Origin of the sequence: Roseospira goensis (assembly GCF_014197795.1) — a bacterium.
Lineage (GTDB): Bacteria > Pseudomonadota > Alphaproteobacteria > Rhodospirillales > Rhodospirillaceae > Rhodospira > Rhodospira goensis.
Window position 1 is genome coordinate 124,932 of the sequence record NZ_JACIGI010000005.1, and the last position, 14,383, is coordinate 139,314.

The following is a 14,383-nucleotide window of genomic DNA, read 5'->3' on the forward strand; positions in this document are numbered from 1 at the left end:
CAGCGAAGCGGGCGCACGACGGAGGAGCGACAGGTGAGCGAAGAGGGCCGCAAGGAGGCCGAAGGGTTCCGCAAGGGGCAGGTGGTGCAGCTTCGCTCGGGCGGGCCGCGCATGACCGTGGTGGGCTCGGAGCGCAGCGGGCGCGGCGAACTGATGGCCCGTGTCGTCTATTTCCATGAGCGGGAGGAGAAGTTCGTCTACGAGTCCTTCATCCCGGAGGCACTCGCGCTGGAGTCCTGAGGCTTCCCGCTCCCCGACCGGACCCGTCCCGCTCCTCAAGGCCCGCGCGGCGTCGCGGTCGCGTCAGCCCTGGCCCAGGGCCTTGCGCAGCGCCTCGCCCAGGGACGTGCGGCTGTCGGTGCCTCGGGCGGCGGAGCCCGGCGCGCCCGGGGCCGCCGACCGGTCGTCGGGGCGCGCGCCGGCGTCCACAGGGTCGGCGCCTTTGACCGGATCGGTCCCCGGCGCCGGCCCCTTGGCCGACGGGGCAGGCTTGGGCGGGCGGGTGGCTTGGGCCACCTTGCTCATGAAGTCGGAGTCACGGCCCTCGGCCAGCAGCGCGGCGTGATCCGCCACGGCGTCCAGCAGCGGCGCCAGCCAGGCGCGATCGGCCTTGGCAAAGTCCGACAGCACCCAGCCGTGCACCCGGGCCTTGTCGCCGGGGTGGCCGATGCCCAGCCGCACCCGGCGGTAGCCGTTGCCCAAATGGGAATCGAGCGAACGCAGGCCGTTGTGTCCGGCCGCGCCGCCGCCGGTCTTGACCTTCACCTTGCCGGGCGCGAGGTCCAGTTCGTCGTGGAATACGACCACCTGGGCCGGTTCCAGCTTGTGGAAGCGCGCCGCCTGGCCGGCGGCCTGGCCGGACAGGTTCATGTAGGTCTGCGGCTTGAGCAGCAGCACCTTTTCGCCGCCCAGGCGGCCGTCCGCGAGCTGGCCCTGGAACTTGGACCGGAACGGCGAAAAGCCATGGCGGGCGGCGATGGCGTCGACGGCCATGAAGCCGATGTTGTGGCGGTGGCGGGCGTAGTCGGCGCCCGGGTTGCCCAGGCCGACGAACAGCAGCATGACACGCGCACCCCTCGGCAGCGCGGGCGGCCGCGGTGGGCCGCCCGCCCGGCGATCAGGACTCCTCGCTCTCCTCGGCCGCGCCGGCCTCGGCCTTCATGCCGGAGGGCGCGGTGACGGTGGCGATGGTGAAGTCGCGGTCGGCGATCACCGGGGTGACCCCCTCGGGCAGCTTGACCGCGCTGATGTGGATGGAGTCGCCGACGTCGAAGCCGATGAGGTCGACCTCCAGGTGGTCGGGCAGCACGTCCGGCGTGCCCACCAGCTCGACGTCGTGGCGCACCACGTTGAGCACGCCGCCGCGCTTCAGGCCCGGGCAGCGCTCCTCGTTGAGGAACCGCACCGGCACCTCGGCGGTCACCCGCGAGGTGGCGCTGATGCGCAGGAAGTCGACGTGCAGGATGGCATCGGAGACCGGATGGAACTGAACGTCCTGGGCCATGACGCGGTGGGACTGGCCGTCGAGGTCGAGCTGGTACTGGCGGGCATAGAAGCCGCCCCGGTACAGCTCGGCCCACAGCGGGCGCGGATCCATCTGGATCAGGACCGGTTCCTGCTTGTCGCCATAAATGACGCCGGGCACCAGGCCGGCGCGGCGCACCGCGCGGGCAGCGCCCTTACCGGCCCGCTCGCGCCCCTGCACCGGCAGCGTGCTGATATCGGACATGGGGGTTCTCCTGAGTGACTGTCGTAAGGCGCGTCGCGGGCCTCCAGGGGTGCCCAACGACGAGCGCGCGCCGACCGGGCGGGCGGCGCGGGAGCCGGGGTTATACGGCGGCGACCGGCGCGGCGCAAGGGGGGTGCGCCGCATGCTTCCCGGTCCCACCCTGTTGCCCGCCTTCCCGCCACGGCGTAGGGTCCAAAGGGTCTTTTTCCTGATCCCGATCCGAAGGAGTACGGTCGCCGTGCGTTACGTGAGCACCCGGGGCAATGCCCCGATCCTCGGCTTCGACGAGGTGGTCCTGACCGGTCTGGCGGCCGACGGCGGCCTCTATGTGCCCGAGGCCTGGCCCTCGCTCGACGAGGACGAATGGCGTGACCTGCGCGGGCGCTCGCACGCCGAGGTGGCCCACCGCATCATCCGCCGGTTCGTCGGCGCCGCCCTGACCGAGGACGAGCTGGCCGACCTGCTGGAGGCGGCCTATGCGCGCTTCGACCATCCCGCCGTCGCCCCGCTGCACCAGATCGGGCCGCATGACTGGCTGATGGAGCTGTTCCACGGCCCGACGCTGGCGTTCAAGGATCACGCCATGCAGGTCCTGGGGCCGCTGTTCGAACTGCTGCTGACCCGGGCCGGCCGGCGCGTGACCATCGTCGCCGCGACCTCGGGTGACACCGGGTCGGCGGCCATCGAGGCGTGCCGCGACCGCGACGCCATCGACGTCTTCGTGCTGCACCCCAAGGGCCGCGTGTCGGAGGTGCAGCGCCGCCAGATGACCACGGTGGACGCCCCCAACGTCCACAACATCGCGGTCAACGGCACCTTCGACGACTGCCAGACGCTGGTGAAGTCGCTGTTCGCCGACGCTGACTTCCGCGACGACGTGGGCCTGTCGGCGGTCAACTCCATCAACTGGGCACGCATCGTGGCCCAGGTGGTGTACTACGCCTGGGCCGGCGTCGCCCTGGGCGCGCCCGATCGCTCGCTTGGCTTCAGTGTCCCGACGGGCAACTTCGGCAACGTGTTCGCGGGCTACGTGGCGCGCCAGATGGGGCTGCCGGTGGACCGGCTGGTGATCGGCTCCAACCGCAACGACATCCTGACCCGGTTCCTGGAGACCGGAACCATGAGTCAGGAGACGGTGGTGCCCACGCTCAGCCCGAGCATGGACATCCAGATCTCCAGCAACTTCGAACGTCTGCTGTACGACATCCACGGCCGCGATGCCGCCGAGGTGCGCGCCGCCATGCAGCAGTTCCGCCAGAGCGGGGCCTACGACATTCCCGATGACCTGCACCAGGAGCTTCTGGGGCTGTTCCGGGGCCACCGCCTGACCGACGAGGAGACCACCGAGGCCATTCGGGTCATCCACCAGACCACCGGCGAACTGGTCGACCCGCACACCGCGATCGGCATCGTCGCCGGCCAGGTGGCCGGGCGCCGCGACGAGGGCGGCGTGACGGTGTCGCTGGCGACCGCCCACCCGGCCAAGTTCCCGGACGCGGTCGAGCGCGCCACCGGCATCCGCCCGCCGCTGCCGGCGCGGCTGGCGGACCTGTACGACCGGTCCGAGCGCATGGTGGAGGCCCCGAACGACACCCGCGCCCTTCAGGCCATCGTGCGCGAGGGGCTGCGGCGCTGACGGGGCCTCGGACGCGCCCCGCAGGCGCGGGGCGCGAGAGCCCTTCGTTTCTCGGTCCCACGCTCCGGCGTGGGACCGCGCGCCCACGAGGCGCCCCCGCAGGAGCGGGGGCGCAAGACTCCTATGCTGTCTCGGTCCCACGCTCCCGCGTGGGACCGCACGCACCCCAGACGCCCACGTGGGAGCGGGGGCGCGAGAGCCCTTCGTTTCTCGGTCCCACGCTCCGGCGTGGGACCGCGCACCCACGAGGCGCCCACGCGGGAGCGTGGGCGCAAGACTCCTATGCTGTCTCGGTCCCACGCTCCGGCGTGGGACCGCGCGCCCACGAGGCGCCCACGCGGGAGCGGGGGCGCAAGACTCCTAAGCTGTCTCGGTCCCACGCTCCGGCGTGGGACCGCGCGCCCACGAGGCGCCCACGCGGGAGCGTGGGCGCAAGACTCCTATGCTGTCTCGGTCCCACGCTGCGGCGTGGGACAGCACGCCCACGAGGCGCCCACGCGGGAGCGTGGGCGCAAGACTCCTAAGCTGTCTCGGTCCCACCCTCCGGCGTGGGACCGCCGCAGGCTACCCCCCGACGGGCCGCCCGGCGGCCGGCCGGCGCGGGTCCACCTTGCGCCACAGCCGCGGCAAGCCGTGGATATCCTCGCCCGGAAACAGGTAGGGCCGGAACTCCAGCACGAAGCCGAGTTGGCTCAGGGTGCGGTCCAGATCCTGGTCGAAGCCGGCGTCGGCGTCGTCGCGGATGTACAGTCCGCCGCCGGTCGCCAGGCAGCGGTGGAACAGCGGCAGCATGTGCCGCACCAGGCGCGGCGCCAGGTGCGGCAGCACGTCCACGCAGATGATGACGTCGAAGAACCCCGGCGGCAGCAGGTCGAAGCGCCAGGTCGGCAGATGGTAGACCCCGGCCGTTTCGCGGACGGCGAAGGCGCGCGGCTCGGCCACGTAATCGTTCACCGGGAGCACGTTGGCGCGGCGAAAGTAGTCGGCCTGCGCGACATAGGCCGCCTCGTCCGACTCCAGAGCGCAGTACACCAGCCCCGGCACCTCCTGGCACCAGATGTTGAGTTGTCGCCCGCACCCGGGATGGAAGTCCAGGATGCGGCGGGTCTGCCAGCGGGGCGGCCGGGGGTAGAGATCCTGGAACCGGTAGTCCTCGGCGTTGCGGATATCCATCGGCAGGGGGCCGTCGGGAAGGGCGGCGATCTGGCCGTCGCGCAGCAGGCTCTCCAGCGCCAGGCGGGTGACGCCATGACTCTGTGCCGCCCGCGCCGTGTCGGCGCTGGCGTACAGCGGGGCCGGCGTGCGCGTCGGATCCATCAGCCACGGCAGCAGTTCGGCCCCGGCCGGTTCGTCGTCGGGCATCTCTCCCGACGGGGCGATCCAGGGCGCGATGCCGGGGGGCAGGGCGCGCAGATCGGTCTTGCGGCGCTGGCGGAACAACTCGGGGGTCATGCACGGGGCCTCGCCGGCGACGGCACGGCAACGAGCGGGGAGGGCCGGCGGGCCGTCGCGCGCACCGGCCCCCTCCGACTATCCCAAACGGCCAGGGTTGGCAAACGGCAGCCGCAGACCGGCGCGGTCGCGCGCTCACCAGGTCGGGCACTTGGCGCGTTCGGCGGCGTAGTTCTCGGGCGTGTCCAGCAGCGCGTTGCGGCGCTTGCGCTCGGCTTCCATCTCGGCCAGGAGCGGGGCGATGCCGGCGTTGATCTCGGCGGCATGCACGGTGCGCGCGTCCGCCGGGCTGCGCACGATGCGCGGGTTGACGTTGCGCACCAACCGGGCCAGGGCGGCGCGGATGCGGGGGGCATAGTCCTTCTGGGTGAAGTAGTAGATGCCGACGTGCTTCTTCTCGTGCTGGTACGTTACGTTGTAGTTGCACGACCCTTTCGGGAACTCCCGCGAGACATAGACCATCGTGTCCACCTGGTTCAACTCGGCTTCGACCGCGCGCAGGTAGACGCAGTAGCGCCCGTCGCTGCGCCGGTAGTACTGGGTCCGCGTGTTGAAGCGGAATTCGGACCGGGTGGTCGTCAGCCCCACCGCGCTGCCGTGGGTCGGGATCGTGGCCTCGCCCTCCAGGGTCTTCTGGTGCAGGCGGTTGATGGTGTCGCGGCCGCGGGTATGGTCGAGGCGGGCGGTGTCGAAGCGGGTGTCGAGGCGCACCTGCACAGGGCGGTCCTCGCCGGGGCAGCGCGCCGCCGCGGCCGGTGTCGCCGGGACGAGGGCCGGTGGCAGCAGCGCCAGCCCCAGCAGGAGCGCGCCCAGAGGCGCCGCGCGCCGGGGCCGGGCGGCGGTGCGGTGGTCATGGACTCGGGTCAAGGCATCCATCGCGCGGTCCCCTTGCGCCGGACGATCTGCTCCCCGATGATACCGCGCCGCGGCGTCGGGCACCGTGACGACGGTCGCAAACCGGTCCGCCCGGCCGCCTGTTCCCGGCAATCCTCTCGTACATGGGCGCCCATGCCAACCATCGCGACCTGGAACGTCAACTCCATCAAGGCGCGCCTGCCCGCCGTCCTGCGCTGGCTGGAGCGGGCGCGGCCCGACGTCGCCCTGTTGCAGGAGATCAAGACGGTGGACGCGGGGTTCCCCGCGTCGGAGATCGAGGATCTCGGCTATGCCTGCGCCGTCCATGGCCAGAAAACCTATAACGGGGTCGCCATCCTGTCGCGAATCGGGCTGGAGGACGTCTCCCGGGGGCTGCCCGACCGCCCCGACGACGGCGAGGACGAGCAGGCGCGCTACATCGAGGCGGTGGTGGGCGGTCGCGCGCCCCTGCGGGTGGCGTCGCTCTATCTGCCCAACGGCAATCCGAGCGACTCGCCCAAGTTCGCCTACAAGCTGGCCTGGATGGAGCGCCTGCGCGCCCATGCGGCCGCGCTGCGCGATCACGACGAGGCGGTGGTGCTCGGCGGCGACTACAACGTCTGTCCGACCGACGGCGACGTCTACGACCCCGAGGGCTGGCGCGACGACGCCCTGTGCCGTCCGGAAAGCCGGGAGCGATTCCGCGCCCTGCTGCACCTGGGCTACACCGACGCGATCGCGGTGAGGCATCCGCGACCGGGTGTTTACACCTTCTGGGACTACCAGGGCGGCGCCTGGCAGAAGGACAACGGCCTGCGCATCGACCACCTGCTGCTGTCGCCGCTGGCCGCCGACCGGCTGGAGGACGCCGGCGTCGATCGCGTCCCGCGCGGCGAGGCGAAGGCGTCCGACCATACCCCGGCCTGGGTCACCCTGCGCGATCCCGCCTGAGCGATCCGCCGCCGCCGCCTTACAGTGCGCCGGTCAACAGCGGCTTCAGGGGCACCGCCAGGGTCTCGCGCTCGGCCGCGCGCGCGGTGTCCAGGCGCCGCCCGATCGCCTCCGCCCAGCCGGCGCCGACGGTGCCGATGCCGCCCGCCTCGGGCAGGCGCAGGTGCAGCAGGCCGAGCAGGTCGTCCAGCGTCACCGCGTCCAGATCGCGCGCCAGCAACCAGCGCCCGCCCTCGGCCCGCGCCACCAGACCGGCCCGGGTCAGGTCGCCCAGGATCCGGCGCAGCCGTTCCTCGGGCAGGCCGGTCACGGCCAGCAGCCGGCGCCGGCCGACACCCACGCCGGTGCGCTCGCCGCCCGCCGGCCCGGCGCCCGGACCGTGGGTGGCCGCATCCTGCAACACCGCCAGCACCCGCAACGCCGCGATCAGGTCGCGCCGGCCCGGCGCCTCGCCCTCCGCCCGCCGCATGCGCCACGACGGCAGCACGGCGGCGATGACGGCGCCGGCCAGCACCGCCAGCCACGACAGGTACATCCAGACCAGGAACACCGGGATCACGGCCAGCGCGCCGTACAAGGTCTGGTAGGCGCCGGTGTTGGTGACATAGATCAGGAAGCCGGCCCGCAGCCCCGCCACCAGGGCCGCCGCCACGATCCCGCCGGCCAGCGCGTCCAGCGGCCGCACCGGCCGGTTCGGGACCACCAGATAGAGCAGGCTGAACGCCGCCGCCGCCAGCACCCACGGCACCGCCTGCGCCAGCAGGCCGCCCAGGCCGGTCAGCAGCGCCGGGCCGTCGGTCGCCAGTTCGCGCAGGCCGTGCAGGTAGCCGGACAGCGACGCGCTGGCCCCCAGCAGCAGCGGCCCCAGCGTCACGACGGCCCAGTACACCAGCAGCCGGCCCGGCACCGCCCGCGTCGTGCGCACCCCGAAGATGCCGTTCAAGGCGGCCTCGATGGTCACCAGCAGCAGCACGGCGGTGACCGCGATGCCGACCACGCCCAGCGCCGTCAGGCCGCCGGCCGCCTGCACAAACTGCTCCACCTTGGCGCGCACGGTGTCGTCGGCGTAGGGCAACAGCACCTCGAACAGGGTGTCGAGCAGGGTGCCGCGCACCTCCTCGAACACCGGGAACGCCGTCAGCATCGCCAGCGCGATGGCCAGCAGCGGTACCAGCGCCAGCAGCGAGGTGTAGCTGAGCGAGGCCGCGACCCGCATCACGTCGTCCTGGCCGGTGCGGTCCAGCACCATCCGGCCCAGCAGCGCGCCCGCCGCGCGCAGGCGAACCAGCCGGTCTCGCGGGCCTCCGGGGTCGGGCGGGGCGGGCGCGGATGGAGTCATGGGATCCCGTCCTCTGCTGCCGCCGGCTCGCGCGGGCCGGCTGGTACGAAGCGATTCCCTCCGTGCAGGATTTGCACTAGGGTGTGGAGCCTCGGGCGCCGCCACAAAACCTGTGGCCGTCGCGCCCGACCCTGTGTCACCCGGACCTGTCGGTCGACGGTGCCGCGGCGCCGCCGCTGACCGACGCTGGCCGCCGCAGCCGCAACCCGCAACCGTAGCGCGGTGCGGGCGCCGTGGCCGTCGCTGGTCCCGGGCTGGTCCCGGGCTGGTTCCGGCCCGCCGATTTCACCGCAGCGAGAGCAGAAGAACAAGAGGATGAGCATGACGGCTTCCCCTCCCATCCTGGCCGGCAAGCGCGGCCTCGTCATGGGTGTCGCCAACGACCGCTCCATCGCCTGGGGCATCGCCAAGGCCTGCGCGGCCCACGGCGCCGAGTTGGCCTTCACCTATCAGGGCGATCCGTTGCTCAAGCGCGTCAAGCCGTTGGCCGACCAGATCGGCGTGTCGACGCTGCTGGACTGCGACGTCACCGACGCGGCGAGCATGGACGCGGCGTTCGACCGCCTGCGCACGGAGTGGGGCTCGCTCGATTTCGTGATTCACGCCATCGCCTACTCGGACAAGGATGAACTCAAGGGCCTGTACCTGGACACCTCGGCCGAGAACTTCGCCCAGACGATGCACATCTCCTGTTACTCGTTCACGGAGGTGTGCCGGCGCGCCCGGCCGCTGATGGCGGCCGGCGGCAGCCTGCTGACCATGAGCTACTACGGCGCCGAACAGGTGATGCCGCACTACAATGTCATGGGCGTGGCCAAGGCCGCGCTGGAGGCCAGCGTTCGCTACCTGGCCAACGACCTGGGGCCGGAGGGCATCCGGGTCAACGCGATCTCGGCCGGCCCCATCCGCACCCTGGCGGCCTCGGGCATCGGCGACTTCCGCTTCATCCTCAAGTGGAACGAGTACAACGCCCCATTGCGGCGCAACATCACCACAGACGAGGTCGGCAACGCCGCCGTCTACCTGCTGTCCGATCTGGCCTCCGGGGTGACCGGCGAGATTCACCACGTCGACAGCGGCTACCACACGGTCGGCATGGTGGCGCCCGACTCCGCGCCGCAGATCATCGACCTGCTGGGCGGGTTCAAGCCGAAGGACACGGCGGGAGCCTGAGCCCATGTCGCACAACGGGTTCGGCCTGCTGTTCCGGGTCACGACCTTCGGCGAGAGCCACGGCCCGGCCATCGGCTGCGTGGTGGACGGCACGCCGCCGCGGCTGCCGCTCGACGAGGCCGACCTGCAACGCGACCTGGACCGGCGCCGGCCGGGCCAGTCCCGCCACACCACCCAGCGGCGCGAGGCGGACGCGGCGCGGATCCTCTCGGGCGTGTTCGACGGCCTGACGACGGGCACGCCCATCGCCGTGCTGATCGAGAACACCGACCAGCGCAGCAAGGACTATTCCGACATCGCCGCCAAGTTCCGGCCCGGTCATGCCGACTATGCCTATGAGGCCAAGTACGGCATCCGGGACTATCGGGGCGGCGGCCGCTCTTCGGCGCGCGAGACCGCGTGTCGGGTGGCGGCTGGTGCCATCGCCCGCAAGGTGCTGGGGGCGGGCGTCGTCGTGCGGGCCGCCCTGGTCCAGGTGGGGGACGACCGCCTGACGGTGCCGCGCCCGGACTGGGACTGGGCGGAGGTCGACCGCAACCCCTTCTTCTGCCCCGACGCCGCCACCGCCGCGCGCTGGGCCGAGCGTCTCGACGCGGTGCGCAAGGCCGGCAGCTCGGTGGGCGCGGTGGTGCAGGTGGAGGCCGAGGGCGTCCCGCCGGGGTGGGGTGCGCCCCTGTACGGCAAGCTGGACCAGGATTTGTGTGCGGCCCTGATGAGCATCAATGCGGTCAAGGGGGTGGAGATCGGCGCCGGGTTCGGGGCCGCCGCCCTGACAGGGGTCGAGAACGCGGACGAGATGGACCCCGGCCCGGACGGCCGGCCGCGCTTCACCAGCAACCATGCGGGTGGTATCCTGGGCGGGATTTCCACCGGTCAGACGGTGGTCGCGCGCTTCGCGGTCAAGCCGACCAGCTCGATCCTGACGCCGCGCCGCACCGTGGACCTGGAGGGCGCGGCCACGGAGATCGTGACCAAGGGCCGCCATGATCCCTGCGTGGGCATCCGCGCGGTGCCGGTGGCCGAGGCCATGGTGGCCTGCGTGCTGGCGGACCACGCGCTGCGGCACCGCGGCCAATGTGGGGGACCCCTGTTCGGAGGCGGGTGACCATGACCGAGCCCGGCACGCCGGCGATCGACCCCGCGTTGGAGGCGGCCTACAACTGCCGCGCCGCCGTGCCGGACCATCCCGCCATCTTCGCCCGCTGGGCCGAGCACAGCGCCGCGGTGCGCACCGAGGCCGGCGAGAGCCTGCGCCGCGATCTGCGCTACGGGGACGGGTCACGCCGGACCCTGGACCTGTTCGGCGGCGCCCTGGGCATGCTGCCGCGGCCGCTGCTGATCTTCCTGCACGGCGGCTACTGGCAGTCCATGGACAAGAGTTCGTTCAGCTTCCTCGCCCCGCGGCTGATCGAGGCCGGGGCGGCGGTGGCGGTCGTCAACTACCCGTTGTGTCCCGAGGCGTCGTTGCCGGTCATCGTCGCGGCCGTGCGCGAGGCCGTGCAGATGCTCTGGCACGAGGCGACGCCGCTGGGCCTGGACCGGCGCCGCTTCATCGTCGCGGGCCATTCGGCCGGCGGCCACCTGGTGGCCGAGTTGATGTGCACGCGCTGGCCGGACGTGGATGCGGCCATGCCCGTCGATGCCGTCAAGGGCGGGGTTGCCCTCAGCGGTCTGTTCGACCTGCGCCCCCTGGTGCGCACCAGCATCAACGAGAAGCTCGGCCTGGACGGCCCGGCCGCCGAGCGCAACAGCCCGCTGTTCCGCGACCCGGTACCCGGGGGCTCGCTGACCCTGGCGGTGGGCGAGCTGGAGCACGAGGCGTTCCACGGCCAGGCGGCGCGACTGGCGCAACGCTGGGCCGCGCTGGGTGTCAACGAGACCTGGCTGACACTGCCCGGCCGCCATCACTTCTCGGTCGTCGACGCGCTGGCCGATCCGTACGCCGAGCTGTTCCACGACACGCTAGGCCGGCTCGGCCTGGGCCAGCGGCGGACGACGCGGGACTTGACGGACTCCCGGGCCGCGCCCAAGGTCTGACCGGTCCGGCCGGTGCCGCCCGCGCGGCCGGGTCCGGCTCCGTCTTGTCGGCGGGCCGCCCCTTTTCAGACAGCGAGACAGGGCCAGAGGCGATGCAGAAGATCTTCGTGTTCCTCAAATGCGACCTGGGCCACGCCTATGACGTGGCCGCCGCCCTGGTGGACGGTCTGGAGGAGGTCTCGGAGGTGGACAGCATTTCCGGGCAGTACGACCTGCTGGCCAAGTTCTACCTGCCCAAGGACTACGACGTCGGTCGCTTCGTGACCGAGCACGTCCAGACCATCAAGGGGGTCAAGGACACCTTCACCCTGGTGGCCTTCAACGCCTTCACCTGAAGGCGCACCTGGGCGAGACCGCTGGCCGGCGGCCGGCCGGCCGCCTCAGAGCCGATTGTTCGGAATCGCAACCGCAGATGCGGTCCGATTTCGAACGTGAATCGGCTCTAAATTATTGATTCTAGAGCAGAGTCATGCGCCGAAATGGGACCGCGGCGCGAGTCCGTTTTTGGCGCGATCTGCTCTAGCCGCCCATCACGCCCCGGAAGAACACCAGCGCGACCAGCGCCAGCGCGTAGACCACCCCGACCACGGCGGCCAAAAACAGCACGTTGCCCAGGGTCAGAAGGGGGTGGTGGTCGCGCTCGCGCGCCCGCCGCCCCGGGGCGCGCAACTCCCGACCCGCCAGCACCACCAGATAGAAGCGCCGCCGGAACAGTGGGATCGACAGGCGGGCGTCGATGGCGTGCCGGCGGACCTCCTCGTGCACCAGCGTGCCGGCATCGTTGGCGGCGCCAGGGGAGGCGGTCCCTGCGCCGCCGGCCTCGGTGCCGGCTTGGGTGTCCGACGCGTCCGTTGGGCGGGGTGTGGGCTGCGGCGACAGGGTCATGGCGGGCGGCCCTCCTGGAACCCATCGGGCGTCGACGTTCGGACCCCAGTGTAGGGCGGCATCGGCCGCAGCGCCATGCCCTTGCAGCGCGACGACCCGTCGCGGCGGCGCCATGCGGTTGCCCTAATCCTGCCCAGAGATCCTGCCCACAGTGTGGGAGATCGTGTGTGGGGGATCATGTCTGGGGGATCGTGTTTGGGGGACCGTGGGGCGCGTTCTGAATCGCCCGGTCCGCCCCGTTCCCGATCGCCGGACACGTGCGCGCATCCGTGAGGCCCTGGCCATGGAAATGCATCAGGTGCGGTACTTCCTCGCGCTGGCCGAGTCGCTCAATTTCACCCGGGCGGCCGAGGTGTGCCACGTCTCGCAACCCTCCTTGACCAAGGCGATCAAGAAGCTGGAGGAGGAATTGGGCGGCCAGCTCTTCCGGCGCGAGCGCAACCTGACCCACCTGACCGACCTGGGCCACCTGATGAAGCCGCACCTGGAGGCGGTGATGGCGGCCAGCGCGGCGGCGCGCGTCGAGGCCCAGTGTTTCCGGACCCTGGAGAAGGCGCCGCTCAACATCGGCGTCATGTGCACCATCGGTCCGCGCCGCCTGATCCGCTTCTTCCAGCGCCTGGAGGCCGAGGTGCCGACCCTGGAGGTGAGCCTGCGCGAGGGGCCGGCGGACTGGGTCATGGATCTGATGATGCAGGGCGAGCTGGACCTGGCGCTGCTGTCGCTGCCCGCCTTCCCCGAGCGCCTGGACGCCCGCACCCTGTTCACCGAACGCTATGTCATCGCCTTCCCCGCCGGCCACCGCTTCGATGCCATGACGACCGTGCCGCTCGATGCACTCGACGGCGAGGACTACCTGAACCGCTCCAACTGCGAGTTCGGCGATTACATGCGGGCGCTGCATCCGGACCGGCCGGAACCGGGCGTGCGGGTGCGGTACGAGACCGAGCGCGAGGACTGGATCCAGGCCATGATCCTGGCCGGCATGGGCTGTGCCGTGATGCCCGAGTTCCTGCCCATCATGCCGGGCATCGTCACCCGCGAGCTGGTCCGCCCCGCCGTCAGCCGCGAGATCAGCCTGGTCACCGTCGCCGGTCGGCGCTTCTCGCCCGCCGTGCGGGCCGTCATCGCCCTGGCGGAGCGGTTTGACTGGACGGGCTGCGAGCCGTGACGCAGGGTCGGTCCTACCGAAACCGACAATGGCCCTGCCGATGCGCGTTGACCTGTTCGACTTCGACCTGCCGCCCGATCGCATCGCCGACCGTCCGGCCCAGCCGCGCGACGCCGCCCGCCTGCTGCGGGTGACGGCCGACGGCGCCCTGGAGGACCGCGGCGTCCGTGACCTGCCCGCCCTGCTCGATCCCGGCGACGTGCTGGTGCTCAACGACACCCGGGTGATCCCGGCGCGGCTGTTCGGGCGCGTCGGACGCGCGCGCGTGCAGGTGATGCTGCACCGGCGGGTGGCGGACGACACCTGGTGCGCCTTCGCGCGGCCGGCCCGCAAGCTGGCGCCCGGCACGGCGATCGCGTTGACCGAGACCTTCACCGGCACCTGCGTGGCCAAGGGCGAGGGCGGCGAGGTGACGGTGCGCTTCGACCGCGGTGGCGCCGACCTGATGGCCGCGTTGCAGGCCCATGGACACGTGCCGCTGCCGCCCTACATCCGCCGGCCCGACGACGCCCGCGACCGGGCGGATTATCAGACCGTTCACGCCCGGTCCGACGGCGCCGTGGCCGCGCCCACGGCCGGGCTGCACATGACCGAGCGCCTGTTCGCCGCCCTCGACGCGCGGGGGGTGCACCGGGTCACGGTGACCCTGCACGTGGGCGCCGGCACCTTCCTGCCGGTCAAGGTGGCCGACACCGCCGCCCACCGCATGCATGTCGAGGACGGCGTGATCACCGCCGAGGCCGCCACCGCCCTCAACCGGGCGCGCGCCGCCGGCGGGCGGGTGGTGGCCGTCGGCACCACCGCGCTGCGCATCCTGGAGACCGCCGCGGCCGACGACGGCACGCTGGCGCCGTTCGCCGGCGGCACCGACCTGTTCATCACCCCGGGCTACCGTTTCAAGGTCGTGGACCGGCTGATGACCAACTTTCACCTGCCGCGCAGCACGCTGTTCATGCTGGTGTCGGCGTTCTCCGGCCTGGAGACCATGCGGGCCGCCTATGCCCATGCCGTGGCGGGCGGCTACCGCTTCTACAGCTATGGAGACGCCTGCCTGCTGGAGCGGGCCGCACCGATTGACGCGTCCCGGCCCTCTGACTAAATCGACAGTCACGGGGCGCGGTCCGGCCGATCGAGTCAGGCGACCCGGAGCCGCCG

Annotated in this window: 15 protein-coding genes; 9 read left to right on the top strand and 6 right to left on the bottom strand. The window is 71.9% G+C overall.

Translation table 11 applies throughout. The features are described 5' to 3' along the window. Positions 1–33: 33 nt before the first annotated feature. On the top strand, positions 34–240 hold the full coding sequence (locus tag GGD88_RS18675; RefSeq protein ID WP_343056264.1) for a DUF2158 domain-containing protein: 207 nt from the start codon (positions 34–36) through the stop codon (positions 238–240). A 63-nt stretch (positions 241–303) separates the two neighbouring features. Here GGD88_RS18675 and pth read toward each other — a convergent pair whose 3' ends face one another. After that, the gene (gene pth / locus GGD88_RS04560) at positions 304–1,062 is read right to left on the bottom strand and encodes an aminoacyl-tRNA hydrolase (RefSeq protein ID WP_184432179.1); all 759 of its coding nucleotides are present in this window, start codon (positions 1,060–1,062) and stop codon (positions 304–306) included. Positions 1,063–1,117: 55 nt separating this feature from the next. Next, on the bottom strand, positions 1,118–1,729 hold the full coding sequence (locus GGD88_RS04565; RefSeq protein WP_184432181.1) for a 50S ribosomal protein L25/general stress protein Ctc: 612 nt from the start codon (positions 1,727–1,729) through the stop codon (positions 1,118–1,120). 238 nt (positions 1,730–1,967) lie between these two features. Here GGD88_RS04565 and thrC point away from each other — a divergent pair, with 238 nt between their 5' ends. Next, the gene (gene thrC, locus GGD88_RS04570) at positions 1,968–3,365 is read left to right on the top strand and encodes a threonine synthase (protein WP_184432183.1); all 1,398 of its coding nucleotides are present in this window, start codon (positions 1,968–1,970) and stop codon (positions 3,363–3,365) included. A gap of 564 nt (positions 3,366–3,929) precedes the next feature. Here the strand turns inward: thrC and GGD88_RS04575 are convergent. After that, entirely contained in the window at positions 3,930–4,817 is an 888-nt protein-coding gene (locus GGD88_RS04575) for a class I SAM-dependent methyltransferase (RefSeq protein ID WP_184432185.1), read from the bottom strand. A gap of 135 nt (positions 4,818–4,952) precedes the next feature. Beyond that, a complete protein-coding gene (locus GGD88_RS04580; RefSeq protein ID WP_184432187.1) occupies positions 4,953–5,693 on the bottom strand; it encodes a hypothetical protein in 741 nt (246 codons plus the stop codon). 132 nt (positions 5,694–5,825) lie between these two features. On the opposite strand from GGD88_RS04580, the gene GGD88_RS04585 reads away from it, so the two are divergent. Next, the gene (locus GGD88_RS04585; protein WP_184432189.1) at positions 5,826–6,623 is read left to right on the top strand and encodes an exodeoxyribonuclease III; all 798 of its coding nucleotides are present in this window, start codon (positions 5,826–5,828) and stop codon (positions 6,621–6,623) included. 19 nt (positions 6,624–6,642) lie between these two features. Here the strand turns inward: GGD88_RS04585 and GGD88_RS04590 are convergent, their stop codons facing one another. Continuing rightward, positions 6,643–7,962 carry a YihY family inner membrane protein gene (locus GGD88_RS04590; protein WP_184432191.1) on the bottom strand — a complete coding sequence of 440 codons (1,320 nt, stop codon included), beginning with the start codon at positions 7,960–7,962 and terminating at the stop codon, positions 6,643–6,645. 321 nt (positions 7,963–8,283) lie between these two features. Here GGD88_RS04590 and fabI point away from each other — a divergent pair, with 321 nt between their 5' ends. The 4 genes from fabI (at position 8,284) to GGD88_RS04610 (ending at position 11,507) form a co-directional block, all read left to right on the top strand. Further along, a complete protein-coding gene (fabI, locus tag GGD88_RS04595; RefSeq protein ID WP_184432193.1) occupies positions 8,284–9,135 on the top strand; it encodes an enoyl-ACP reductase FabI in 852 nt (283 codons plus the stop codon). Between the two features lie 4 nt (positions 9,136–9,139). Continuing rightward, the gene (aroC, locus tag GGD88_RS04600) at positions 9,140–10,240 is read left to right on the top strand and encodes a chorismate synthase (RefSeq protein ID WP_184432195.1); all 1,101 of its coding nucleotides are present in this window, start codon (positions 9,140–9,142) and stop codon (positions 10,238–10,240) included. A 2-nt stretch (positions 10,241–10,242) separates the two neighbouring features. Then, positions 10,243–11,172 (top strand): alpha/beta hydrolase, encoded by a 930-nt coding sequence (locus GGD88_RS04605; RefSeq protein WP_184432197.1) that lies wholly within the window; start codon positions 10,243–10,245, stop codon positions 11,170–11,172. Between the two features lie 92 nt (positions 11,173–11,264). Then, a complete protein-coding gene (locus GGD88_RS04610; RefSeq protein ID WP_184432200.1) occupies positions 11,265–11,507 on the top strand; it encodes an Lrp/AsnC ligand binding domain-containing protein in 243 nt (80 codons plus the stop codon). Between the two features lie 184 nt (positions 11,508–11,691). On the opposite strand, the gene GGD88_RS04615 is transcribed toward GGD88_RS04610, so the two are convergent. Continuing rightward, a complete protein-coding gene (locus GGD88_RS04615) occupies positions 11,692–12,057 on the bottom strand; it encodes a hypothetical protein (protein ID WP_184432202.1) in 366 nt (121 codons plus the stop codon). Between the two features lie 283 nt (positions 12,058–12,340). On the opposite strand from GGD88_RS04615, the gene GGD88_RS04620 reads away from it, so the two are divergent. After that, positions 12,341–13,228 (top strand): LysR family transcriptional regulator, encoded by an 888-nt coding sequence (locus tag GGD88_RS04620; RefSeq protein ID WP_184432204.1) that lies wholly within the window; start codon positions 12,341–12,343, stop codon positions 13,226–13,228. Positions 13,229–13,268: 40 nt separating this feature from the next. Further along, positions 13,269–14,327: a tRNA preQ1(34) S-adenosylmethionine ribosyltransferase-isomerase QueA gene (gene queA / locus GGD88_RS04625; RefSeq protein WP_184432337.1), complete on the top strand. Its 1,059-nt coding sequence runs from the start codon at positions 13,269–13,271 to the stop codon at positions 14,325–14,327. Positions 14,328–14,383: the final 56 nt, after the last annotated feature.